Source organism: Cupriavidus alkaliphilus, from assembly GCF_014191175.1.
In the GTDB taxonomy this organism is placed as follows: domain Bacteria; phylum Pseudomonadota; class Gammaproteobacteria; order Burkholderiales; family Burkholderiaceae; genus Cupriavidus; species Cupriavidus alkaliphilus.
In genome coordinates this window covers 96,531-118,048 of sequence record NZ_JACHWE010000010.1, presented here as the reverse complement: position 1 = coordinate 118,048, position 21,518 = coordinate 96,531, and the positions used below count along the sequence as shown (strand labels likewise).

The 21,518-nt window shown below is 67.8% G+C and carries 22 protein-coding genes and 1 tRNA gene; 8 read left to right on the top strand and 15 right to left on the bottom strand.

The window, feature by feature from the left end:
- The first annotated feature begins 52 nt into the window (after positions 1–52).
- Together FHX60_RS25505 and FHX60_RS25500 are read left to right on the top strand one after the other, a co-directional pair.
- Complete coding sequence (locus FHX60_RS25505; protein ID WP_183285011.1) at positions 53–1,342, top strand: MFS transporter; 1,290 nt, start codon at positions 53–55, stop codon at positions 1,340–1,342.
- Positions 1,339–2,538 carry an MFS transporter gene (locus FHX60_RS25500; protein ID WP_183285010.1) on the top strand — a complete coding sequence of 400 codons (1,200 nt, stop codon included), beginning with the start codon at positions 1,339–1,341 and terminating at the stop codon, positions 2,536–2,538. Before FHX60_RS25505 ends, FHX60_RS25500 begins: the two co-directional genes overlap by 4 nt.
- A 4-nt stretch (positions 2,539–2,542) precedes the next feature.
- Here FHX60_RS25500 and FHX60_RS25495 read toward each other — a convergent pair whose 3' ends face one another.
- Entirely contained in the window at positions 2,543–3,427 is an 885-nt protein-coding gene (locus FHX60_RS25495; RefSeq protein WP_183285009.1) for a DODA-type extradiol aromatic ring-opening family dioxygenase, read from the bottom strand.
- Positions 3,428–3,697: 270 nt separating this feature from the next.
- On the opposite strand from FHX60_RS25495, the gene FHX60_RS25490 reads away from it, so the two are divergent.
- A complete protein-coding gene (locus FHX60_RS25490; protein ID WP_183285008.1) occupies positions 3,698–4,036 on the top strand; it encodes a hypothetical protein in 339 nt (112 codons plus the stop codon).
- Between the two features lie 78 nt (positions 4,037–4,114).
- The gene (locus tag FHX60_RS25485; protein ID WP_112777113.1) at positions 4,115–5,425 is read left to right on the top strand and encodes an MFS transporter; all 1,311 of its coding nucleotides are present in this window, start codon (positions 4,115–4,117) and stop codon (positions 5,423–5,425) included.
- 81 nt (positions 5,426–5,506) lie between these two features.
- On the opposite strand, the gene FHX60_RS25480 is transcribed toward FHX60_RS25485, so the two are convergent.
- Positions 5,507–5,863 (bottom strand): DUF2314 domain-containing protein, encoded by a 357-nt coding sequence (locus FHX60_RS25480; RefSeq protein ID WP_183285007.1) that lies wholly within the window; start codon positions 5,861–5,863, stop codon positions 5,507–5,509.
- 105 nt (positions 5,864–5,968) lie between these two features.
- Here FHX60_RS25480 and FHX60_RS25475 point away from each other — a divergent pair, with 105 nt between their 5' ends.
- A complete protein-coding gene (locus FHX60_RS25475) occupies positions 5,969–6,595 on the top strand; it encodes a DNA-3-methyladenine glycosylase I (protein ID WP_183285006.1) in 627 nt (208 codons plus the stop codon).
- Between the two features lie 345 nt (positions 6,596–6,940).
- On the opposite strand, the gene FHX60_RS25470 is transcribed toward FHX60_RS25475, so the two are convergent.
- The gene (locus tag FHX60_RS25470) at positions 6,941–7,906 is read right to left on the bottom strand and encodes a cation diffusion facilitator family transporter (RefSeq protein WP_183285005.1); all 966 of its coding nucleotides are present in this window, start codon (positions 7,904–7,906) and stop codon (positions 6,941–6,943) included.
- 164 nt (positions 7,907–8,070) lie between these two features.
- Between FHX60_RS25470 and FHX60_RS25465 the strand changes: the two genes are divergently transcribed.
- On the top strand, positions 8,071–8,322 hold the full coding sequence (locus tag FHX60_RS25465; protein WP_092316621.1) for a hypothetical protein: 252 nt from the start codon (positions 8,071–8,073) through the stop codon (positions 8,320–8,322).
- Positions 8,323–8,339: 17 nt separating this feature from the next.
- Here FHX60_RS25465 and FHX60_RS25460 read toward each other — a convergent pair whose 3' ends face one another.
- From FHX60_RS25460 to FHX60_RS25450, 3 genes are all read right to left on the bottom strand, one after another.
- Positions 8,340–9,053, bottom strand: coding sequence for an aspartate/glutamate racemase family protein (locus FHX60_RS25460; RefSeq protein ID WP_183285004.1), 714 nt, complete (start codon positions 9,051–9,053; stop codon positions 8,340–8,342).
- 14 nt (positions 9,054–9,067) lie between these two features.
- Positions 9,068–10,516 (bottom strand): MFS transporter, encoded by a 1,449-nt coding sequence (locus FHX60_RS25455; RefSeq protein WP_112777080.1) that lies wholly within the window; start codon positions 10,514–10,516, stop codon positions 9,068–9,070.
- Between the two features lie 231 nt (positions 10,517–10,747).
- Positions 10,748–11,599, bottom strand: coding sequence for a MurR/RpiR family transcriptional regulator (locus tag FHX60_RS25450; RefSeq protein ID WP_183285003.1), 852 nt, complete (start codon positions 11,597–11,599; stop codon positions 10,748–10,750).
- A gap of 916 nt (positions 11,600–12,515) precedes the next feature.
- Between FHX60_RS25450 and FHX60_RS25445 the strand changes: the two genes are divergently transcribed.
- The gene (locus tag FHX60_RS25445) at positions 12,516–14,234 is read left to right on the top strand and encodes a hypothetical protein (protein ID WP_258397114.1); all 1,719 of its coding nucleotides are present in this window, start codon (positions 12,516–12,518) and stop codon (positions 14,232–14,234) included.
- A 202-nt stretch (positions 14,235–14,436) separates the two neighbouring features.
- Positions 14,437–15,468: a hypothetical protein gene (locus FHX60_RS25440; RefSeq protein ID WP_183285002.1), complete on the top strand. Its 1,032-nt coding sequence runs from the start codon at positions 14,437–14,439 to the stop codon at positions 15,466–15,468.
- A gap of 90 nt (positions 15,469–15,558) precedes the next feature.
- On the opposite strand, the gene FHX60_RS25435 is transcribed toward FHX60_RS25440, so the two are convergent.
- From FHX60_RS25435 to FHX60_RS25395, 9 genes are all read right to left on the bottom strand, one after another.
- Positions 15,559–15,634, bottom strand: a tRNA-Ala gene (locus FHX60_RS25435).
- 73 nt (positions 15,635–15,707) lie between these two features.
- Complete coding sequence (gene soxB / locus FHX60_RS25430) at positions 15,708–17,429, bottom strand: thiosulfohydrolase SoxB (RefSeq protein WP_183285001.1); 1,722 nt, start codon at positions 17,427–17,429, stop codon at positions 15,708–15,710.
- A gap of 57 nt (positions 17,430–17,486) precedes the next feature.
- Positions 17,487–17,981 carry a TlpA family protein disulfide reductase gene (locus FHX60_RS25425; protein ID WP_183285000.1) on the bottom strand — a complete coding sequence of 165 codons (495 nt, stop codon included), beginning with the start codon at positions 17,979–17,981 and terminating at the stop codon, positions 17,487–17,489.
- Positions 17,982–17,986: 5 nt separating this feature from the next.
- Positions 17,987–18,661 carry a sulfur oxidation c-type cytochrome SoxX gene (soxX, locus tag FHX60_RS25420; protein ID WP_112777074.1) on the bottom strand — a complete coding sequence of 225 codons (675 nt, stop codon included), beginning with the start codon at positions 18,659–18,661 and terminating at the stop codon, positions 17,987–17,989.
- Between the two features lie 19 nt (positions 18,662–18,680).
- Positions 18,681–19,508 (bottom strand): sulfur oxidation c-type cytochrome SoxA, encoded by an 828-nt coding sequence (gene soxA / locus FHX60_RS25415; protein ID WP_116293765.1) that lies wholly within the window; start codon positions 19,506–19,508, stop codon positions 18,681–18,683.
- Positions 19,509–19,589: 81 nt separating this feature from the next.
- Positions 19,590–20,054, bottom strand: a complete 465-nt coding sequence (locus FHX60_RS25410) for a DsrE family protein (protein WP_183284999.1) — start codon at positions 20,052–20,054, stop codon at positions 19,590–19,592.
- Between the two features lie 98 nt (positions 20,055–20,152).
- Entirely contained in the window at positions 20,153–20,464 is a 312-nt protein-coding gene (gene soxZ, locus FHX60_RS25405; RefSeq protein ID WP_112777071.1) for a thiosulfate oxidation carrier complex protein SoxZ, read from the bottom strand.
- 49 nt (positions 20,465–20,513) lie between these two features.
- The gene (gene soxY, locus FHX60_RS25400) at positions 20,514–20,969 is read right to left on the bottom strand and encodes a thiosulfate oxidation carrier protein SoxY (RefSeq protein WP_092316643.1); all 456 of its coding nucleotides are present in this window, start codon (positions 20,967–20,969) and stop codon (positions 20,514–20,516) included.
- 156 nt (positions 20,970–21,125) lie between these two features.
- On the bottom strand, positions 21,126–21,452 hold the full coding sequence (locus FHX60_RS25395; RefSeq protein ID WP_112777070.1) for a c-type cytochrome: 327 nt from the start codon (positions 21,450–21,452) through the stop codon (positions 21,126–21,128).
- Positions 21,453–21,518: the final 66 nt, after the last annotated feature.

The following is a 21,518-nucleotide window of genomic DNA, read 5'->3' as shown; positions in this document are numbered from 1 at the left end:
ACTGGCCCCAGGCGCGCCGCTTCTGTGGCGGCCATCCCCCGCCGGGCCCGCCATGACCACACTCGAAGCCAGCACCGGCACGGACGCTGCCGACACCGATCCTGACGCCAGCCCGGCCCGCGCCGGACCCGCGCAGCCCGCCACGCCGCCGCGCCGGCTGGTGTGGATCCTCGGCCTGACCGAGACCATCTCCTGGGGCACGCTGTTCTTCGCCTTCACCGTCTTCATCGACCCGATGATCCGCAGCCTGGGCTGGTCCAAGCCTTTCCTGGCGGGCGGCTATTCGCTGGGACTGCTGGTGTGGGCGCTGTGCTCGTTCGCGGTCGGGCGGCTGCTGGACCGCGCGCCGGCGCGCAAGGTGATGGGCGCGGGCTCGGTGCTGGCCGGGCTGGGCCTGCTGCTGTGGGCGTGGACACCGTCGCAGTCCGTATTCCTGCTGATGTGGGTGCCGCTCGGCCTGGCCATGGCGACCACGCTGTACGAGCCCGCCTTCGTGGTGCTGCGCCAGGCCTATGGCGACCAGTACCAGAAGCCGATCGTCGCGGTCACGCTGATGGCCGGCTTTGCCAGCACGATTTTCGTGCCGCTGGCGCAATGGCTGGTGCTGCATGTCGGCTGGCGCCCGACCCTGGTCGGCTTTGCTTTGCTCAACCTGCTGGTCTGCGCGCCGCTGCATGCGCGCATGCGCTACGCCCTGCATCCCTCTTACTCCGGCGCAGGCGCCGGCACGGCCGCCGCCGGCGGCCGCGACATTGCCCGCGCCACGCTGCGCCAGCCGGTGTTCTGGGCGGTGGTGCTGGCCTTTACCGCGACCGCGGTGGTGGCGTCGCTGCTGGGCGCGCACCTGATCCCGATGCTGACGGAGAAGGGCATGCCGGTGGCGCAGCAACTGGCGGTCGCGGCGCTGATCGGGCCGGCCCAGGTGGCGGGCCGCATGCTGATGATGCGCGCGGGCATGCGCCACCCGGTGCGGCTGTCGCTGCCGGTCTATGCGCTGATGAGCGTCGGCCTGCTGTGCTTTGCGCTCGGGCATGGCGCATGGCTGATGGTGGGGGCCGTGCTGTACGGCTGCGCCAACGGCGTCAACACCATGCTGCGCGCGATGGCAATGCCCGAGCTGATTTCGCGCCACCACTATGCCACCCTCAACGGCCTGATGATGACGCCGGTGCTGCTGATGCAGGCGGCGGCGCCGTGGCTGGGGGCGCTGCTGTGGCGCGCGGCCGGGGGCTACTGGCTGATGCTGTGGGTGATGCTGGCGCTGGCGCTGGCCGCGCTGCTGGCCTTCGGCTACGCGCTGCACCGGCGCGGGCTGCTGCGCGTGGAGGCGGGCCGCCCATGACCAGCTCCCCGGCGTCCGCAACCGCGCTGCCTGCCGGCCAGGTTGCGCGCGCCACGCGCGGCACCATGGCGCTGTTCTTCGTCAACGGCGCCACCTTCGCCACCTGGGGCGTGCATATCCCCACCATCAAGGCGCGCTTCGGCCTGTCCGACGCGATGCTGTCGCTGGCGATGCTGGCGGTGGCCGGCGGCGCCATCGTGGCGATGGGCCCGGTCGGGCGCTGGGTGGCGCGCGCCGGCAGTGCGCGCGCCTCGATGGCCGGCGGGCTGCTGTTCGCGCTGGCCACGGTGGCGATCGTGGCGATGCCATCGTTCTGGCTGCTGCTGCCCGCGCTGCTGGCCTTCGGCATGACCAATGCGGCCTTCGATGTCGCCATGAACGCGCAGGCCGCCACGGTCGAGGCCAGCCGCACGCGGCCGGTGATGTCGTCGCTGCACGGCATGTTCAGCCTGGGCGGCATGGCGGGGGCGGGTTTTGGCGGCCTGATGCTGGCGCTGGACGTGGCGCCGCTGGCGCATGCGGCGATGATGGCCGGCGTGACCGCGGCGGTGGCAGTGGCCACGCTGCCGGGGCTGCTGGCCGACCATCCGGTGCCGCCTTCCGCGCCCCACCATCGCGACCATGCGGTGCGGGCGCTATGGCTGCTGGGGCTGCTGGCCTTTCTCGGGCTGATCGGCGAAGGCGCGATGTACGACTGGACCAGCGTCTACATGCGCGACGTGGCACGCGCGCCCGACGGCTGGATCAGCCTCGGCTATGCCGCATTTTCGGGCGGCATGGCGTGCGGGCGCTTCGGCGGCGACCGCCTGCGCGCGCGCCTGGGCGACAGCGCCACGCTGACCGGCAGCGCCTGGCTGGGCTTTGCCGGCATTGCGCTGGCCCTGGCGGTGCCGTTGCCGCTGTCCGCGCTGGCAGGCTTCGCGCTGATGGGGCTGGGCGCGGCCAATATGGTGCCGATCTTCTTTGTCGCCGCGTCGCGGCTGCCGGGCGTGGCGCCGGCGGAAGCGATTGCGCGCGTGGCGCGCTTCGCCTACGTGGGGCTGCTGCTGGGTCCGGTGCTGATCGGCGGGGTGGCGCACCTGGCCAGCCTGCGCGCGGGGCTGGCGCTGGTGGCCCTGACCATGGGCTGGATCGCGCTGGCGGGGGCGCGCTCGGCGCGGCGCTACCTGCCGCCGCGCGCGCCGTCGCGCCGGTAAGCGTTCAGGCCGCGGCGCGCAGCGGCGCCCCGGCGCCCATGCCTTCGAACACGAAGCTGTCCATCGCCAGCACGCCATAGGTGACCTCGTCGGCCACCCGCGACACCGTGGCCGGCCCCGTCAGCACCGGGTCAGCGCCCTCAGGGCCGAGCGCCGCACCCAGCGCCACATAGAACGGCAGCAGGTGCTCGTCGGTCGGGTGCGCCCGGCGCGCATAGGGCGCCTGGGCACGGTAGTCGGCAATCAGGCGGGTGTCGCCGGTGGCCAGGGCCTGGTCCAGCGCCTCGCCCATCCACTTGCGGAACGCTTCGACGTACGGCTCGGCCTGCGGGCCGTGCTGCTCGCGCCGGCCGCCGCCAAACACCTCCTGCAGGTTGTGCGTGAAGCTGCCGGAGGCCAGCACCAGCACGCCCTCGTCGCGCAGCGGTGCCAGTGCGCGCCCGATCGCGATCTGCGTCGCGGGCGGCAGGTAGGGATTCAGCGCCAGCTGCACCACCGGCATGTCGGCATCGGGAAAGAAGTGGCGCATCGGCATCCAGGCGCCATGGTCGAGCGGGCGCTCGTCGTCGTGGCCGACAAAGCCCGCGCCGGGAATCGCCGCCGACTTGACCAGCGCCTTCACCCGCGCCGCCAGTTCCGGCGAACCCGGCGCGTCGTAGCGCAATGCGTACAGCTCGCGCGGGAAGCCGCCGAAATCGTGCCAGGCCTCCTGGCGTTCGCGGCTGGTGACGGCGAGCGTGCTGTAGATCCAGTGCGCCGAAATCACCAGCACCGCGCGCGGGCGCTGCGCGCGCAGCCGGGCGCCCAGGGCCTCGAACGCGGCACCGGTGGGGCCGGGATCGATGGCCAGCATCGGCGAGCCGTGGGAGATATATAGCGAGGGAAGCATGGCAATACCGCCTTCAAACGGTTTGTGTACTGGCTTCCAGTTTGGCAAAGAACGGGGGCGCTCGCGGACGCCGTTTGCGGACACCTCATGCAAAAAAATTGAACCCGCGGGACGCTCCGTGGCCCGGCCCACACAACCCGCTCCGCACCGGCACCGTGGCCGATGCGAGAGGCTTATGCTGCAGCCGGAAGCCCGCTACAGGCGCTTCGCAGGAACCTCCGCAACGCAGACGCCACGGCGCTTTTCCCGCGCGCATGGCAGGAGACTCAGGTGGCCTCGCGCAACCCGCGCCGCGCCGGACGGCACAACCGCATTCCCAGCCAATGGTGGCAGCCGGGCGTCTACGGCAGCATGCCCGCCGTCGCGCTATGGATTCTGGCGCGGCTGCCGGCCGGCCTGCTGCTGTCCGTGACCGGCATGCCGGCCGCGGCCGCCTGGCTGAACCTGGCCGGGGACACGGTATTCGTGGCGGGCTGGGTCGCCAGCGCCCTGCTGCTGTGGCTCACGCGACGCCGCCCCGCCCCCGTCCGCTCGGCGGATGCCGCCACCGTCGCCGAGAGTTCGCCAAAGCCCGACCACCGGGCGACTGAACCTGCACTGCCCGGCTGAAGTCGCGCACGAGGGCGCGGCGGGCCCGGGATTAAGGAATCGCTTAATATGGCGATTTCCCTGCATGACCAACGCTTCATGACCGCGACTACCGCCCCCGTTCCAGAACTGACCAACGCCACCCGACGCAAGGCGATCATCGCCGCCACCATCGGCAATGGCCTGGAGTGGTTCGACTTCACCGTCTACAGCTTCTTTGCCGTCATCATCGCCAAGCTGTTCTTTCCCACCGGCAATGACCTGACCTCGTTCCTGCTCACCGTCGCCACCTTCGGCGTGGGCTTCTTCATGCGCCCGGTCGGCGCCATCGTGCTGGGCGTCTATGCCGACCGCGTCGGCCGCAAGGCGGCGCTGACGCTGACCATCCTGCTGATGGCGCTGGGCACGGCCATCATCGGCCTGGCCCCGACCTACGACCAGATCGGCCTGTGGGCCCCGGCGCTGATCGTGATCGCGCGCCTGATCCAGGGCTTTTCCGCCGGCGGCGAAGTCGGCGGCGCCACCGCCTTCCTGATCGAGCACGCGCCCGACGCCGAGCGCGGCGCCTATGCCAGCTGGCAGCAGGCCAGCCAGGGCATCTCGTTCATGCTGGGCGCGGCCATGGGCGCGCTGGTCACCAATGGCCTGTCGCCCGAGCAGATCGACGCCTGGGGCTGGCGCATCCCGTTCCTGTTCGGCTTGCTGATCGGCCCGGTGGGCATGTATATCCGCTCGCACCTGCACGAGCCGCCCGAGTTCGAGGCGCGCCAGGCCGCCCGCAAGGCCGCGCAGGTAAAGTTTTCGCCGCTGTCGCAGGTGCTGCGCGACCACCCGCGCGAAGTGCTGGCGGGCCTGGGCGTGACCATCCTGTGGACAGTCTGCACCTACGTGCTGGTGTTCTACATGCCGTCGTACGCCAAGCAGCAGCTGGGCCTGCCGCTGGGCGCCACGTTCCAGTCGACCGCGCTGTGCGGCGCCATCATCCTGGTGCTGTGCCCGCTGATGGGCATGCTGTCGGACCGCGTCGGCCGCAAGCGCATGCTGGGCGTGGTGGCGCTGCTGATCGGCGTGCTCGCCTATCCGCTGTTCCACTGGCTCAATGTGGCGCCGACCACGCAGACGCTGCTGCAGGTGCAGATCGTGCTGGGCATCCTGCTGGCGGCCTTTACCGGCCCGGCGCCGGCGGTGCTGGCCGAGCAGTTCCCGACCGAGGTGCGCTCCACCGGCCTGTCGCTGGCCTATAACTTCGCCGTCACCATCTTCGGCGGCTTTGCCCCGCTGATCGTGACGTGGCTGATCGAATCGACCCAGAACAAGCTGGCCCCGGCCTACTACGTGATCGCCGCCGCCGTGGTGAGCTTTGTCGCGCTGGTGTTCATGCACGACCGGACCGGCAAGCGCCTGGCCTGAGCGCGCCGCGTGTCTGCATCGAAAAAGCCAGCCGCGAGGCTGGCTTTTTTTGTGGCCGGCGGCTGGCCGCTCGCGTGCGGCTCAAGCGTCCTCGTCGCCTTCCCGATAGATATTGATCACGTGCCGGGCCTCGAAACAAAGCGGCATGCCGGGATTCATCTCGTCGGTGCAGTACGGCTGGTTGTCGAGTTCGCCGGTATAGAGCACGCCTTCGCGTCCGGTCACATTGACCCACATCCGCTCGACGTGGACTTCCTCGTTGCCATCCTCGTCCGCGACGAGGATGCGGAAGATCAGCTTGACCTGCTGGCCCGCGGCAAGCGCGTCGCGTTCCGCGCGCGGCGGCATCCAGAAGGTGTCGGGGTGGGCGGCGGCGATGGGCTCGGCGTCGTCGAGCTCCCATCCGTCCTCGTCCAGGGTGGTCAATCGCATGTCCATTTTCAGCCTTCCGCAATCTCTCAGGTGCGGGCATGATCGCAGCAAATGCGCCGGCCGGCGAGAGCCAGACCGGCGCCCCATTCATTCAATACTGGAAAGGTACGCATGACGAGCAACAAGGAAGCGCTGGCCGCGCCGGTGCGCTGCGGCTGGTGCGGCACGCTGGAGGACTATTGCCACTACCACGACAACGAGTGGGGCTTTCCGGTAGCCGACGACCGCCGGCTGTTCGAGAAACTGTGCCTGGAGGGGTTCCAGTCCGGCCTCAGCTGGCTGACCATCCTGCGCAAGCGCGAAGCCTTCCGCAAGGCGTTTGCCAATTTCGACATCGAGAAAGTCGCGCGCTTCACCGAGCGCGATATCGCGCGCCTGCTGGGCGATGCCGGCATCGTGCGCCATCGCGGCAAGATCGAGGCCGCGATCAACAATGCCCAACGGGCCCGCGAACTGCTGGAATCGGAGTCCTCGCTGGCGGCCTACTTCTGGCGCTTCGAGCCCGATCCCGCCAACCGGCCGAAGGTGCTGACGCCAGAGGTACTGCGCACCATGGCCATTTCGCCGGAGTCCACCGCACTGTCCAAGGACCTGAAGAAGCGCGGCTGGCGTTTCGTCGGCCCCACCACGATGTATGCGCTGATGCAGGCCATGGGCCTGGTCAACGACCACCAGGAAGGCTGCGCCACGCGCGTGCAGGTGCTGGCGGCGCGCAAGGTATTCAAGGTGCCGCGCTAGCCGGTATACGGGCCGCCGCGTATACGTGGCGGCAAGGTGCTACCGCCACGCGCAATGGTCCTGGCTGTCATCTTTATATTGTTTACGTATGTAAACATAGTAGTAGTAGGTAAACCTGGCTGCGGGCCGTGGATAAGTCACCTTTTCCCTTCCGGCTCAGTGACTTGCAGCAAAGATAACGGCCCCGGGATAACCCTGATTTCCCGGGACAAGACGCCGGCAACGTATACATCTGCCGCGCGCCCACGCGAGTTGTTCGTATACGTTTCACAGCGCATCCCCAACCGCGACACAGCTTGTCCGGCCGGTTATCCCCAGCCTGGGCAAAGCTGTCCACAGCCCGGCTCAACCCTCGGCAGTGGCTGCGCCCACGTATACCGGGTCGACGTGCGTCATCACGTTCAGCACATGGTGGTGTTCCAGCGTGCGGCGCCGCGCTTCCACGGCGATGGCATGGCCCTGCGCCACGGTCAGGGTGGCGTCGATCTCGAGGTGAACGTCGACCAGGACCTGGTCGCCCATCTTGCGCGTGCGCAGTTCGTGCAGGCCCAGCACGCCGGGCGTGGCCAGCATGGTCGCGCGGATTGCGGTGACGGTCTCCTCGTCGGCGGCGCGGTCCATCAGGTCGTTGAGCGCGTCCCAGCCGAAGCGCAGCCCCATGCGCGCCACCATCAGCCCGACCACGAGCGCCGCGATCGGGTCGAGGACGTGGTAGCCCAGCAGGTTGCCGCCGATGCCGAGCGCCACCACCAGCGAAGACGCCGCATCGGAGCGCGCATGCCAGGCGTTGGCCACCAGCATGCTCGACCGTACCCGCCGCGCCACGGCCAGCATGTAGCGGAACAGCAGTTCCTTGGACGCCAGCGTGGCCAGCGCCACCCACAGTGCCACCGGCTGCACCGGCTGCGCCCCGCCCGCGGACTGCAGCTTGCCCAGCGCCGCCCACAGCATGCCGGCCCCCACGGTCAGCAGCAGCACGCCCAGGGCGAGGGAGGCAGCGGTCTCGAAGCGCAGGTGGCCGTACTGGTGATCGGCATCCGGGTCCTTGCGGCTTTGCCAGCCGGCGGCCAGCACGACAAAGTCTGAAAGCAGGTCGGACAGCGAATGCGCGGCGTCGGCGATCAGCGCCTGCGAGCCGGAGATCACGCCGGCGACCGCCTGCACCGCGGTCAGGCCGATATTGACCGCCACGCTGACCAGCGTGCTGTTGCGGCCGGCGCGATGGCGTGCCTCGGCTTGCGCCGCGGGCGGGGCGTCGTCGTCTGGCAGGCTGCCCGGTCTTGCGCGCAGGCGGGGCGAGTGCGAATCCATCGGGTGACTATAGCCGAACCTGCGGGCCGCGCCATCGTGCCGAATTCGTAACAGCGCTGGCTAACTTATTGCGCCGCCTTTACCGTAGACAGGACGGGCACCGCACGAAGCGTGCGGACCAGCGCCAGCGGGCGCACCCGGTCTTTGCAAGGAGGGCTCTCACGATGGCGATCCGTTCGCTAGCCTCGCACAGCACATCCCAGCTACGCCGCCTGGTCGGACAGATGCAGGCGGAAGTCGATGCACTCGAAAACCTTTCCACGCCCGATGCCGATGCGCAAAGCCGCCTGGGCTATGCCACCGGCCGCCTGCGCGACGGCATCGAAGCGGTCGAGGATGCCCTGCAGTCACTGCGCGCGCTGCAACAGGTACGCCCGTCGGCGATGAAGGCCAGGCGGCCTGCGCGGGTGGCCTAGCCTGCGCCTCAGGTCGCTCAAGCGCCTGCCGCGGCTGCAGCCGGCGAGTCCGCCGGCCCCTGGCGCAGCGCCAGCCCCAGGGCGCGGGCCAGCGCTTCGCATGCGGCCGGGATGGGCCCGATCACGGGTACCGCGAAGCGCTGTTCCAGCGCCCGCGCGGCCTCGCCAAGCGGCCCGCCGCCGATGATCACGGCCTGCGCGCCATCGTCGATGCATGCCTGCACCGCACCGGCGAGCCGTTCCTCCTGTTGCTGCGGCGCGCTGCCCAGCGCGCGGGGGTCGCCATCAGTGAAGCGCGCACCGGTAAACCAGGCCTCCAGCCCGTGCCGGCGCACGCCCGACGCGATCGACGCCGCCAGCCGCGGCGTGGTGGTGGCGATGCCGAAGCGCCGCTTGCCCGCCGCGGCGGCGCGCATCGCCGCCTCGCCGATGCCCACCACCGGCACTGTCAGCTGCGCGCGCAGGGCTTCCAGGCCCGGATCCCCGAAGGCGCCCACGATCACGCCCCCGGCAAGGCGGGCCAGGCGCACCATGTCCGCATCATTGACCGCGTCGGCGGCCACCGCCAGATCGCCATCGTCGACGATCATTGGCGCGCCGCGCGTCGCCGTCGCGCCGACCACGGCCGGCGGCGCGGCCAGGCGCTGCGCCAGCCAGGCGCGGGCGATGCCGACCATCATCTGCGTGGTGGCGCTGGAAGTATTCGGGTTGATCAGCAGGATATGGCTCATTCACGTCTCGGGATTCAGGAATGCTGGCCGGCGGCGGGCTGGCCGGCCGGATGCCGCGGTGCGTCGCCGGGCTCGTCGTCGGCGCCGTCCAGCGCCCGGCCAAAGGTCTCGGGGGCGAACTGCAGCACCAGCGCGAACACCGCGTACATGCCGGCCATCATCCCGAACATGCCGCCGATGCCGTACTGGTCGAACACGCGTCCGGCGATCAGCGGCATCGCCGCGCCGGCCATGGTGCCGAGCGCCAGGATGAAGGCGGTGCCGAAGGCGCGCACGCGGGTCGGATACAGCTCGGGCGCGTAGATCCAGATCGAGGTGTTCAGCAGCAGCACGCAGAACTGGAAGGCCGCGCCGAACACCAGGACCAGCGCCGCGGAGCTGGACAGGAAGCCGAAGCACAGGCCGATCACGCACGCCAGCAGCGCGCCCAATGTGAGCACACGCTTGCGCGGGAAGCGGTAGCCGAAATACGAGGCCGCCACCGCACCCAGCAGGCTGCCGGACTGCATCACGATGGTGAAGGCAAAGCTCTTGGTCAGCGTATAGCCCTGCGCCATCAGGATCGTCGGCATCAGCGTCAGCACCGAGATCTGCGCGCCGTAGGTCATGCATACCGCAATCCCCACCGAGATCGTGCGGCGTGCCAGGCGGCCGGTGAAGACTTCGCTCAGACGGACCTTTTCCGGCTGGATATCGCCCTCGCGCGCGGCACTCAGGTATTCCGTCGACTGCGCCGTGCGCCGCGACAGCTTGCCCGAGGCGAGGATATTGAGCACGTGGTTGGCCTCGTCGACGCGCCCCTTCGACAGCAAAAAGCGCGGCGTCTCCGGGATAAAGCGCCGGTACAGCAGCACGAAAAATGCCGGCAGCACCAGGCAGCCGAACAGCCAGCGCCAGCTATCCGGGCCGGGGAACAGGGCAAACACCGCCAGCCCGAAGGCCGGCGCCAGCATATTGCCCAACCCGCCGCCCGCCACATTGATGGCCCCGACCGCGACGCCGCGGAAACGCGACGAGCAGAACTCGGCCAGCATGGTCACCGCGATCGAGATCTCGCCGCCCAGCCCGAAGCCGACAATGAATCGCCCCGCGGCCAGCACCGCGTAATTCGGCGCCAGCGCGCAGATCAGCGCACCCAGCGTGAACAGCATCAGGTTGATGCTCAGCATCGCGCGGCGCCCATACCGGTCGGCGATATAGCCGGAACCCAGCCGGCCCAGCGCCGCCGCGCCGAAGGTCAGGGTGTTGAGAAAGCCGATTTCCGCCGCCGACACGCCCCAGTGTTCCCGCAGCAGCGGCCCCACCAGGCCCACGGCATTCTGCTCGAACACGTCGAACAGCACGCCGAACAAAATCAGCGCCAGGATTTTCTTGTGCGACGGGGTGACGCCGATACCGTCCAGCGCCCGCTCAAGTTGCTGCAGCCGCGGCTGCGTCGAGGAAACGATGACTTCCGCACCCATGCCCTGCCTCCATGCGCACGCCGGCGCTTTTTTTTCAGGCCGGGATTCAGCCGCTCCCGACGTAATGTTTTTCTTTTTTCATATGATAAATATTTGAAAAGAATTTTTCATGCGGGTTTATACCGACGCGTGCCGGATGCGTATCGGCAGCGTGTGGTTTAAGGCGGCCGGCAATGCGGCGAAACGTAGGAAACGGAGTGGCATCCCGCCGCCGGCGGCAGGTGCTGACGCTCAGAGTTCGTCGAGCGCGTCGTGGAAAGCCTCGACCAGCCCCAGATGCCGCCTGCCCGGCGTACCGGCCAGTTCCATCACCTGCGTGACGATCAGGTGGCACAGGCCGATCACGGCGGCATGGTTGTCCAGCACGCCAGGAGCCTGCACATCGCAGCGCAGCACCCACCGGGCGGGCACCTTGGTCGTGGCACCCTGCTCTGTGATGTAGAGCAGCCTCGGACAAGCCTTCGCCGCCTGCGCCACCACCGACGGCAGTTCGCGCACGCGCCGGCGCAAGGCCAGCACGATCACCACGTCGTCTTCGGTCATGCCGGCGAGATGTTCGCCCATGGTCTCGCCGGCGCCGGGCACCGCCTGTGCGCTCGGCACGATCTGCAACAGTTGCCAGCGCAGGTACATGGCCAGCGGCTGGCTCGAGCGAAAGCCGACGATCCACACCTTGCGTGCGTTGAGGATGGCCTCGGCGATTTCCCGCAGCGTTGCCTCTGACAGGCGCCGGTAAGTGGCGCCAAGGTTGGCCAGGCCCTGCTGGAGATGCGCGCCGAGCGATCCGGTATCGGCCGCGCCGGGCCCGCTTTCGGTGCCGGCCAGCAGCAGCGGCGAGCCTGCGCTCTTCTCCGAGCGCACATGCTTGCGCGCATCGTCATACGAGGCATAGCCCATGCGCCGCACGAAGCGCGTTACGGTGGCATTCGACACATTGGCCAGCCCGGCCAGTTCCGAGGCGGTATAGCCGGCGAGATCGCCGGGGAAATCCAGCGCGAACTCCGCCAGCCTGCGCTCCGAAGGCGACAACTGGTCCAGCTGTTCGCGGATGCGTCCGACGAACGATTTCCTGGTGGCTTGCATGGGTCGAGGCGGCTTTGGTGCGCACGGTCGGTCGACTGAGCCCGGCGCGCGCACGGGGCTCCAAGGGGCTCAACGATAACGTATGGCGCCGCGCGATGCGAGCCGCAGGCGCCGGCCTGCCTGACCTGCCGCGCGTGGCGCTTAACGCTGCGCCGCGCTGGCATTCATGTGGGATTCAGGTGGCATTAACCCATCGCGGCGCTGGCGCTGCGCCGGCATTAAATGCCCGTCCTGGCCTGGCCCGAGCCAGCGCAATTACCTTTTATTTAGCCCGAAAAATCGCGCGCGATGATATTTCCGCGTACGGAAGACTGTCCACAAATCGAACAAATCCTTACATGTGATCCTCGGGCGAGTAATCGTTACGTCTCAACTACGCACTGCAATAGTGCACAGGTGCCCCGCCCGAAAATCACACGTAACCCATTGTTACCGCTCTGTACGGTGTCGGACGCGTACCCCTAGTATCGCCGCTGCCGGGTTTTCCAAGGGGTTAACCCGATCCGCTTTTTATGCCACTGCAATTCGTCGCGCACACTGCAAACCGGCTCAAGAACGGGCGTGGTGATGTTTATTCACTTTCATCTTTTATCCATTTACTTAAAAATCAATGACTGGGAAAAATCTACCTCGCGATAACCCATCCGACCTGCGCAGAGCGCGCAATTCTTACATTCTCCCGAGCCTGAACTTCCTGGCTGCTGCCTGTGCCGCTGTGGTGCTTACGGCATGCGGCGGCGGTGGCGACAGCGCTGATGCAACCAGCTCCGGTAGCACCTCGTCGACCGAAGCCTCGCGTAGCCCGACCACTCCTGCTGAATCGACCCAGGTCGCCGACGAGATTTTCGACGGTTCCGGCAATTTGAATGCCGACGAATATGTCGCCATTGCTTCGGATTATTCCGGCGAAAAAGCCATGGCTTATCGCTACGGCGCAAGTAATTCCGCCGCCGCAGCAGTTGGTACGGTATGGAAGCCCGAGGACAAGACCTTTTACCCGCACGGCAATACCTGTTTCCAGCAGGATTACCCGGGCGCCACGATGGATACCAGCACCAACGTGATCTATCAGCTGGGTAACATCGACTGCGCCCGCAACGACTACGGCAGCAACATGGGCGACGTGATTTTCCGCGCGGACGCCGCTTCGGATTCCGGCGTCACGCCGCTGCTGACGCTCGCGCTGAGCGCCGGCACCATTGCCGAAAAGCCGCAGACCCCGTGGTTCTGGGGCCATACCACCACCAATCCGCTGCTGAAGGAACACGTCACGGCCAACGGTGGCGCGATGCCGACGCAGCCGATCGCCATGGGCCGCTGCAGCGAGCACGATTGCGCACAATCGCTGGTGGCTTTCCAGAACGGCCTGATTGCCTCGGTCGGCATGAATACGGCTTCGCACTCGGCTTCGGTGAAGCTGCCGGAGGGCAAGGTGCCCACGGCAATCGCCATTACGTCGAATTCCGAATTTGCCCTGGTGACCATCTGGGACACCAAGAACCTGAAGGGGCAGGTGGCGGTGATTGCGCTGGGCAGCCTCGCCGACGGCAGCCAGGTGGGCGGTCCGTATGACTCCAGCGATATGTCGTGGCATGGCCTCTATCCGGGCTTCCGCAACATGTCGAACTTCGTCTTCATGAAGCTGCTGGGCTTCGTTGACCTGCCGGATATGAAGGCCCCGACGGAGATTTCCGCCGTGACCGACTTCAGCACCATGCAGGACAACACCACCCAGGGCTGGATGCGTGACCCGGTGGGTGACCGCGGCGCGAGCCTGGGTCGCGACGAAGCGACGCCTGGCCTGAGCGAAGCCAACCAGAAGAGCTACGCCGTGGGTGGCGTCAATGCCGACCTGATCTCCCGCGCCGGCGTGGCCGCAGTGATCTCGAAGTCGGAAAAGAAGGTGGTGTTCCTGGACCTGAAGCCGCTGTTCGACAAGGTCAACAACACCTACTTCGAAGGCAGCTTCAGCGATCTGCAGAACACCCTGAACAATACCGGCCTGGAAGACTCGCAATGGCCGCAGACGTTCTCGGTGGACAACTACGCTCCGACCATCGTCAAGACCATGAGCCTGGCCGAAAAGCCGACCGCGGTGCGGGTCTCGATGCTGGCAAACCCCGGCCAGGCCTGGGTGGCGACGGAAGACGGCGTGATCCACGCGATCTCGGTGGCTGGCGTGCAGTCGGGTACCAACCTCGATCCGGAACTGATCAAGGAAGTGACCAGCCTGCAAGTGGGCAAGAACCCGACCAGCATGATCCACCAGGTGAATCGCGAGAGCTTCGGCAACTCGAACACCAAGATGTGGGTGGTGTCGCGCGGCGAGCAGAAGGTCCAGCTGGTCGACATGGCAACGCTGACGGTCGAAAAGACGCTGCAGGATTCGCGTATCGTCGACCCGATCACGGTGTCTGAAACCCAGCAAAGCCCGCTGCTGACCAGCGTGATCTCGGTGACCGACTATGCCGGCAAGCAGGTGCTGAACTATCGCTATGCGCCGATCGACCTGCAGGGCGGGAACACCCCGCTGTATATCGGCGTGGGCCAGTCGGGCAATGAAGAGTTCGAGTTCGGCGGTTCCTATCAGGTGGCCGGCAAGCCGTTCAACTTCACCCAGAGCAATGTACCCTGAGCGCCATGTCAGCCTGAAGCGCGCCGGTTGATTCCGGCAAGCTTCTCTCCCTGATATCGCTTGTCAGAGGCCCGCACGGTTCGCCGTGCGGGCTTTTTCCATTGTGCGGACGCCGGCCACGCCGTGACGCCGCGTGCGCTGGAGCACAGATATCCTGCCCGGGGACATGACAACCTCGCCATATGCGCAAGGAGCCTGTCCCATGCCGAATCCGTCCACTCACGACCTGAACGCCCGTGGCATCGGCGCCACCATCAGCCTGGTCGCGCCCGGCGAAGGTGGCGTCAGGGACTATGCCGCGACGCTCAACGGGCTGCTGCAGGGACATCTGGTCGAGGCAACGCCCGACCTGCCGGCGGCCGCGCTGGCCGGCGCCGACGTGATCCTCCATTACGTCGGCTACGGCTACGCCCGGCGCGGCACGCCGCTGTGGCTGCTGCGGCGCCTGCGCGAGGCCCGGCCGCACATGCGCCGCCTCGGCATCTTCTTCCACGAACTGTATGCCGACGGCGCGCCATGGCGCTCGGCGTTCTGGCTCTCCCCGGTGCAGCGCTACATTGCCGCCGAACTGGCATCGCTGGCCGACTTCTGGGTGACCAACCGCGAGGGTTCGGCGCGCTGGCTCAACGCCCACGCGCCGGCGCGGCCGCACCGGGTGCTGCCGGTGTTCTCCAACCTGGGCGAAAGCGGCGCGCAGCAGCGGGACCGGCAGGCTGCCGTGGTGGTGCTCGGGGGCTCCGCGCTGCGCGCCCAGACTTACCAGGAGGCAGGCGAGGCCCTGTTCGACTGGGTCGGCCGTGCCGGCTTCACGCTGCATGACGTCGGCCCACCCCTGGGCGATGCCGGCCTCGCCGCCCGTATCGCCCGGCGCGGCGCGGTGGTGCACGGCCGCGTCGAAGCCGCCGAAGCGGCGCGGCTGCTGTCAGTGTCGACCTACGGCGTGCTGGCCTACCCCGTCGACTATGCAGCCAAGAGCGGGGTCTTCGCCGCGTACTGCGCCCACGCCCTCTGCCCCGTGCTGCTGTCCCGCCACGGCGGCGTGCACGATGGCATCACGCCCGGCCACTACCTGCCTTCGATCGAGGCCATGACGCCGGACCTGGACGCCGCCTGGCGCATCGGCCGGGCCGCCAACGCCTGGTATGCGCCGCACGCGCTGCGGCACCACGAGGCAGGGTTCAGGGAGTTGCTGGGCCTGGAAACGCTGCCGGTGCAGGTCGCCGCGGCGTTGTGAGGGGGCGGCGGGAACGCCGCCAACAAAAAACCCCGGCAGCCTGGCGGCTCCGGGGTATTCGGCGCGTATTGCGGATACTGGCAAGAATTCTGGTGGACCGAAGGAGGATCGAACTCCCGACCTCTGCATTGCGAACGCAGCGCTCTCCCAGCTGAGCTATCGGCCCGTCGCGGAGGATTGTAGCGTACTTGGGCGGCGCGCTTCAATCCTCCGCGCCCCCATGCGTGCTGTTGGCCACATCACGCCGCGATGCCGGCATTGCCGTCCATGCCGCGCACGCGCGGCAGGTTCAGCGGGCGCGCGCTGACTTCGCGGGTGCTGCGCAGCCACTGCGCCATCACGTCCCAGATCGGCGCCGCGCCGGATTCACGCGCTTCCTCCGCGACCGGTGCCCAGCCGGCTACCTTGTAGGTCTTGCCGGCCTCCAGCGGCTTGCCCGCAAGGCGCATGTCGGTGATGCGCTTGCCCATGCCGGCGGCCGGATCGATGGTGTACTGCAGGCCGCCGACGCGCACCATGTCGCCGCCCTGCTGGTAGTACGGGTCGGGATTGAACAGGTTGTCGGCGACGTCTTCGAGGATGGTCTTGATGGTCGCGCCGCTCATCTGCGTCACCGTGGTGTACGGGTACGTGATGGCGGTCTGGTCCATCAGGTGCTCCATGGTGATGGCCTGGCCCGGCAGCAGCGTGGTGCCCCAGCGGAAGCCCGGCGAGAACGCGATCTGCGCGCCCTGCGCCTGCATCAGGCCGTCGAGGATCAGCTGGTCGAAGGTGCCGTTGAAATTGCCGCGGCGGTACAGCAGGCCACGGTTGACGGCGAGGACTTCGGACAGCTTCTTTTCATACGGCGCCCGTACCTTGCCGATGAGCGCATCCATGGCCGGGTCGGCCGGCAGGTAGTTGGCGAAGACCGGCAGCAGCCGGTAGCGGAAGTCCGCCACCTTGCCGTTTTTCACGTCGAAATCGAGCACGCCGAGGAACTTGCCGTTGGAGCCGGCATTGGTTACCAGCGTGGTGCCGCCGGCGTTCTTCACCGCCACCGGCGCGGGCACGCCGTCATGGGTATGGCCGCCGAGGATGGCGTCGAGCCCGCGCACGCGCGAGGCCAGTTTCAGGTCGACGTCCATGCCGTTGTGCGACAGCAGCACCACCGCCTGCGCGCCCTTGCCGCGCGCGGCGTCGATGACCTGCTGCAGGTTCTCTTCCTGGATGCCGAAGGTCCAGTCCGGTACGAAGTAGCGCGGATTGGCGATGGGGGTGTAGGGGAACGCCTGGCCGATGATGGCCACCGGCACGCCGTTGATCTCGCGGATCACGTACGGATCGAACACCGGGTCGCCGAAGTCGTTGGTCTTGATGTTCTGCGCCAGGAACGCGACCTTGCCCTTGAAGTCCTTGTCGACGATCTCCCTGACGCGCTCGGCGCCCAGGGTCATCTCCCAGTGCGGCGTCATCACGTCGACGCCCAGCGCCAGCGCAGCATCGACCATGTCCTGGCCCTTGGTCCACAGCGCCGTGGCCGAGCCCTGCCAGGTATCGCCGCCGTCGAGCAGCAAGGCGCCCGGCCGGCCGGCCTTGAGCCGCTTCACCAGCGTGGCCAGGTGCGCGAACCCGCCGACCTTGCCGTAGCGGCGCGCCGCCTCGTTGAAGTCGAGGTAGGTGAACGCATGCGCCTGCGCAGTGCCGGGGCGGATGCCGTAGTGGCGCAGCAGCGCCTCGCCGACCAGGTGCGGCGGCTTGCCGGCATAGTCGCCGATGCCGAGATTGACGTTGGGTTCGCGGAAGTACACCGGCCGCAGCTGCGCATGGCAGTCGGTGAAATGCAGCAGGTGCACGTTGCCGAAGCGCGGCAGGTCGTACATGGCGTCGGCGGCCTGCGCGGCGTGCGCATCCTGGTGGGGGAACGTCATGCCGCCGGCGCCGGCGATGGCCAGCACCTGCAGGAACTCGCGTCGGTTCATGTCTCTTCCTGTGGATAAGTGCGTGCCGGTGTGCGCGTGGCGTCCGGCATCGCATCGCTATGGCTTTGCGTAACGCTCCAGCGCGGCCACGTCGTCTTCGAGCATCTCGCCCACTTCCTTCTGCACCACGCGGCCGCGCGCGTCGATCACGTACAGTTCCGGCAGGCCCTTGCGCTTGCCGAACACCGCCTGCAGCGCGGCCGAATCCATGGTCGCGGCGAAGGTGTAGCCGCGCTTCTTCATGTAATCGGCGGCTTCGCGCGGGTCCTTGTCGATGCTGATGGCCAGCACCTGCAGCGGCGTGCCGCGCGTGCGCTCGTACAGCTTCTGCAGGCGCGGGTTCTGCATCGCGCAGAACGGGCACCAGGTGGCCCAGTACTCGACCACCAGCGGCTTGCCGGCGAGCGCGGCCGCGCTCAGCGTGCGGCCGTCGAGGGTGCGGACCTCGGGCAGGCGCACGGTGTCGCCCACCTCCAGCGCGGCGGCGCCGGCCGCGGCCAGCATCAGGCTCGCGGCCAGCAGCGCGCGCAGCAGGATGGCGGGCGCGCGCATCGGCGTTACTGGTTGACCGGCGAGGCCGGGTCGAGCAGCAGCGCCATCACGTCGCGGATCTGGGCCTCGGTCAGGATGCCCTTGTGGCCGAAGCGCGGCATGTTGGAGCAGGCGGCGTAGGCGCTGGAGTCCCAGATCTTGCCCCAGGTGTACTTGATGACCTCCTGCGAGTTGCCGCGCAGCTTGCCGTACTGGTACAGCGACGGACCGATATTGCCGAACGAGATCTCGGCCTTGGTCATCTGGTGGCAGGCGTAGCAGTTGCCGCCATTGGTGCCGCCGACCTGGTCGGTGAACTGCATGCCGCGGCCGTTCTGGGCGACCTTCTCGCCTTCCTTCCAGTCGCCGAGCCATTTGTCGTCGGCCGGGTACTTGATCTGCTTCAGCTCGGCGGCTTCGACCTTCTTCGCCACTTTCGCCGGCACCCTGGTGCGGTCCGGGTACTGGCTGCAGGCCTGCTGCATGCCGTCCTGGTTCAGCACGCCCTCGACCGTGACCGGGCCGCGCGAAGAGAACGAGTCTTCGATCAGGTGTTTCATGTCGGCGCCGCTGACGGCGGCGGGCCTGGCCTTGGCGGGGCGGGCCTTGGCGCCGCCCTGTGCGCTGTCCTGTGCGTAGGCGCCGGTTGCCAGCAGGGCGGCCAGGGCCGCGACGGCCACTGCCTTGGTATGTCGTTGCATGGTGTCTCTCCCGTCCTGGTCAGCGCTTCATCGCCGGGCCGTCGTAGGTGCCGCCGTTGGCGTTCCTGGCCAGGAACATGGTCAGCGCGGTGATCACGTCCGAGCCATAGGCGGGTTCGGGAAAGCGCTGCTGGCGCAGGCAGTCGTACAGGCGGTGCTGCATGGTGCGGACCTCGCCCTGCGACACGCGATAGGCGGGCCAGGTGGTGTAGGCCGCCTGCGCGCCCTTGTCGGTCAGCAGGTTGGGCAGGTCTTGCAGGCGGATGCGCTGGCCGTCCACCGCATGGCAGGTGGCACAGGCAAAGTCATAGGCGCCGCCGCGGTAGAAGAACATCTTCTCGCCCAGCGCATAGGTGCGCTTCTCTTCCGGATGGCTGAGCTGCACGTTCATCTTCACGCCGCGCGACTCGCCGGTCAGGTAGGCCACCAGCCGTTCGATCTCGGATGGCTTGCCCGACGACGAGAACGGGTTTTTGGTGGCCTCTTCCTTGCTCAGCCCCTGCAACGTCATGCGGCAGTGGGCCAGCCGCTGCTCCAGGTCCATTACCTTGTTGGTGTCCTTGAAGTAGCGCGGCAGCTCCGCGTAGGCGCCCTTGGTCACGCCCGGGCCCTTGCCCAGGTCGCATTGCTCGAGCGAGGCGTTTTTCGGCCCCGCGGGCTTTTTCCACAGCTCTTCGCCGGCGGCTTCCCACAGCTCGGCGGGGTTGCCTTCGGCCAGCATCTGGCGATATTTGGCGATTTCGTCGGCGGTGCTGCCCTGCGCGTGCACGGCGGCAGCGCCTGCGGCCGCCGCGGTGGCGGCCAGCGCCAGCGCAGCGCGCCGGGCCAGGCTTGGGATCGGTTTCATGGGGCTTCTCCTCGCGGCCGCGCCTTGCGGGACGGGCCGTTTTTTCTGTCTTGTCTTGCCGTCAGGCCGCGCCAGCCCGGCTCAGGGCTTGATATACGCGTAGCCTTCCTCGGCCTGCAGGCGGGCGATCTCGACCACGCCGGCCTGGACCACCTTGGCTTCCATCAACAGCTGCGACTCGCTGATCTTGCGCGCGGTCAGCGTATTGCGGCACACGCGGAACTCCACGCCTTCGGCGGCCAGCGCGCCCACCGGGCTCTCGAAGCTGTTGCCGCGCGCATCCTTGGCGCCTTCCACCAGAAAGTCGATGCCGTAGCCGAACGCGACCACCACGATCTTGGTGCCGGGGGCGCCATTCAGGTGGTTGCGCAGGTTGCCCATCGCGCGCACCGCCTGGTCGATGCCTTCCGACAGCTGGTACACCACCTTCACGCGCCCGCCCTTGCCCGGCCCGCCCACCGCCGACTGGCCGGACTGTGCCGAGGCCTTCGCCGCCAGGCCGATGGCAGCCAGCGCCGCCGATGCTCGAATAAATGCTCGCCGCATAATGCTCCTTCGGGCCGGGTCCGTCCCGGCATTCCGCCCCGAACCTTAGCAGAGGACGGCGCGGCGTGCCGGCGCCATGCAAGCGTGGCCGCGCGGCCTCAGGCGATGGTGGCCTCGTCGGTGCGCTTGTCGCCCTTGTTGTCGATCCAGGTCACGGCGACCTTGTCGCCCTTGGCGCCGCCCTTGAACTTGAAGTTCAGGAACGGGTCCTTGGACACCGCCGGGCCGAACTGGGCGCGGAACACTTCCTTGCCCTTGCACTGGGCGGTCACGGTCTGGATATGCCAGGCCGGGATGACCTTGCCGGCCGCATCCTTGCGCTGGCCAGTCTCCATGTCGTGCTTCATCAGAATCTTGACGTCCACCACGCCGCCGTTTTCGGTGGCGCGTACGCGCATCGGGTCTGCCATGTGTTTCTCCTGTTGCAGTTTGGCGGGAATCTCGGTCGGGGGCGCGGCGTCAGCCGCCGCAGCCGCCCAGCGTGACCTTGATTTCCTTCGATGCCACGTACCACTTGCCGCCGGCCTTGACCGCGGCGTGCACCACCGAGGTCTGGCCCATCTTCACGCGCGTGGAGACGAACGGCTCGGTGCCGGCCGGGATGATGAAATCTGCGGCCAGGGTGTTGGGGTTCTTTTCCACCAGGATGGCGATCTGTTCGGTATCCGGCAGGGTGCTGGTCACGGCCACCGGCACCACGGCGCCGTTTTCGGCGATATCGGGGGCGTTGAAGGTAATGGCGGTGCTTTTCTCGGTGCCACTGCCGCCGAGGGCCTTGATCACGTCGGCAACGCTCTTGCCGTCAAAGGCGTTCTTGTTCCACTCGGCCGCCTGCGCTTCGCTGATCAGGCCGGTGGCGGCCATCAGCGACAGGACAGCGGTGACCCGCAGCACTTCTCGTCGTTTGGAATTCATTGCTTGCTCTCCGGCTACTCCGTTCCAGTCGGTCGTGGACCGTTTCAGGGGTGTTGCATGCGGCCGGTACATCGCCGGCCGCTGGTTGTCCCAGGCCGCGCGGCATTCACTGCCCGGCCCGGTGCATCGGCGGACTGCCCGCTGTGGCAGTCGGTCTTACTTGGCGGGGGCGCCTGCCAGCACCCACTCGACCACGGTCTTCAGGTCGGCGTCGCTGATGGCGGCGTTGGCCGGCATCGGCACCGGACCCCAGACGCCCGAGCCACCGCTCTTGACCTTCTTGCTCAGGGTCGCCAGGGCGTTCTTGTCGCCCTTGTACTTGGTCGCCACTTCCTTGTAGGACGGGCCGACCAGCTTCTTGTCGGCCTGGTGGCAACCCATGCAGGCGTTCTTGTTGGCGATCTCCTGTGCCTTGGCGGCATCGACCGCGTGGGCCGATGCGGCGGCGCCGAGCATCAGCGCTGCGATGACAAACTGCTTCATTGTTAAGCTCTCCAAGCTCTGTAAAGCCGTGGGGACGGCAAAGGCCGCGCGGCCGTGCTGCAATGG

Bases quoted from the DNA above. Each gene is read 5' to 3' on its own strand.
- FHX60_RS25460 (WP_183285004.1), bottom strand. From the start codon at position 9,053: ATGAGCCATATCCTGCTGATCAACCCGAATACTTCCAGCGCCACCACG.
- soxY (WP_092316643.1), bottom strand. From the start codon at position 20,969: ATGAATTCCAAACGACGAGAAGTGCTGCGGGTCACCGCTGTCCTGTCG.
- FHX60_RS25450 (WP_183285003.1), bottom strand. From the start codon at position 11,599: ATGCAAGCCACCAGGAAATCGTTCGTCGGACGCATCCGCGAACAGCTG.
- FHX60_RS25500 (WP_183285010.1), top strand. From the start codon at position 1,339: ATGACCAGCTCCCCGGCGTCCGCAACCGCGCTGCCTGCCGGCCAGGTT.
- FHX60_RS25445 (WP_258397114.1), top strand. From the start codon at position 12,516: ATGGCTTATCGCTACGGCGCAAGTAATTCCGCCGCCGCAGCAGTTGGT.
- soxZ (WP_112777071.1), bottom strand. From the start codon at position 20,464: ATGGCAGACCCGATGCGCGTACGCGCCACCGAAAACGGCGGCGTGGTG.
- FHX60_RS25440 (WP_183285002.1), top strand. From the start codon at position 14,437: ATGCCGAATCCGTCCACTCACGACCTGAACGCCCGTGGCATCGGCGCC.
- FHX60_RS25485 (WP_112777113.1), top strand. From the start codon at position 4,115: ATGACCGCGACTACCGCCCCCGTTCCAGAACTGACCAACGCCACCCGA.
- FHX60_RS25505 (WP_183285011.1), top strand. From the start codon at position 53: ATGACCACACTCGAAGCCAGCACCGGCACGGACGCTGCCGACACCGAT.
- FHX60_RS25410 (WP_183284999.1), bottom strand. From the start codon at position 20,054: ATGCGGCGAGCATTTATTCGAGCATCGGCGGCGCTGGCTGCCATCGGC.
- soxX (WP_112777074.1), bottom strand. From the start codon at position 18,661: ATGCAACGACATACCAAGGCAGTGGCCGTCGCGGCCCTGGCCGCCCTG.
- FHX60_RS25495 (WP_183285009.1), bottom strand. From the start codon at position 3,427: ATGCTTCCCTCGCTATATATCTCCCACGGCTCGCCGATGCTGGCCATC.
- FHX60_RS25480 (WP_183285007.1), bottom strand. From the start codon at position 5,863: ATGGACATGCGATTGACCACCCTGGACGAGGACGGATGGGAGCTCGAC.
- FHX60_RS25470 (WP_183285005.1), bottom strand. From the start codon at position 7,906: ATGGATTCGCACTCGCCCCGCCTGCGCGCAAGACCGGGCAGCCTGCCA.
- soxB (WP_183285001.1), bottom strand. From the start codon at position 17,429: ATGAACCGACGCGAGTTCCTGCAGGTGCTGGCCATCGCCGGCGCCGGC.
- FHX60_RS25395 (WP_112777070.1), bottom strand. From the start codon at position 21,452: ATGAAGCAGTTTGTCATCGCAGCGCTGATGCTCGGCGCCGCCGCATCG.
- FHX60_RS25425 (WP_183285000.1), bottom strand. From the start codon at position 17,981: ATGCGCGCGCCCGCCATCCTGCTGCGCGCGCTGCTGGCCGCGAGCCTG.
- soxA (WP_116293765.1), bottom strand. From the start codon at position 19,508: ATGAAACCGATCCCAAGCCTGGCCCGGCGCGCTGCGCTGGCGCTGGCC.
- FHX60_RS25455 (WP_112777080.1), bottom strand. From the start codon at position 10,516: ATGGGTGCGGAAGTCATCGTTTCCTCGACGCAGCCGCGGCTGCAGCAA.
- FHX60_RS25475 (WP_183285006.1), top strand. From the start codon at position 5,969: ATGACGAGCAACAAGGAAGCGCTGGCCGCGCCGGTGCGCTGCGGCTGG.
- FHX60_RS25465 (WP_092316621.1), top strand. From the start codon at position 8,071: ATGGCGATCCGTTCGCTAGCCTCGCACAGCACATCCCAGCTACGCCGC.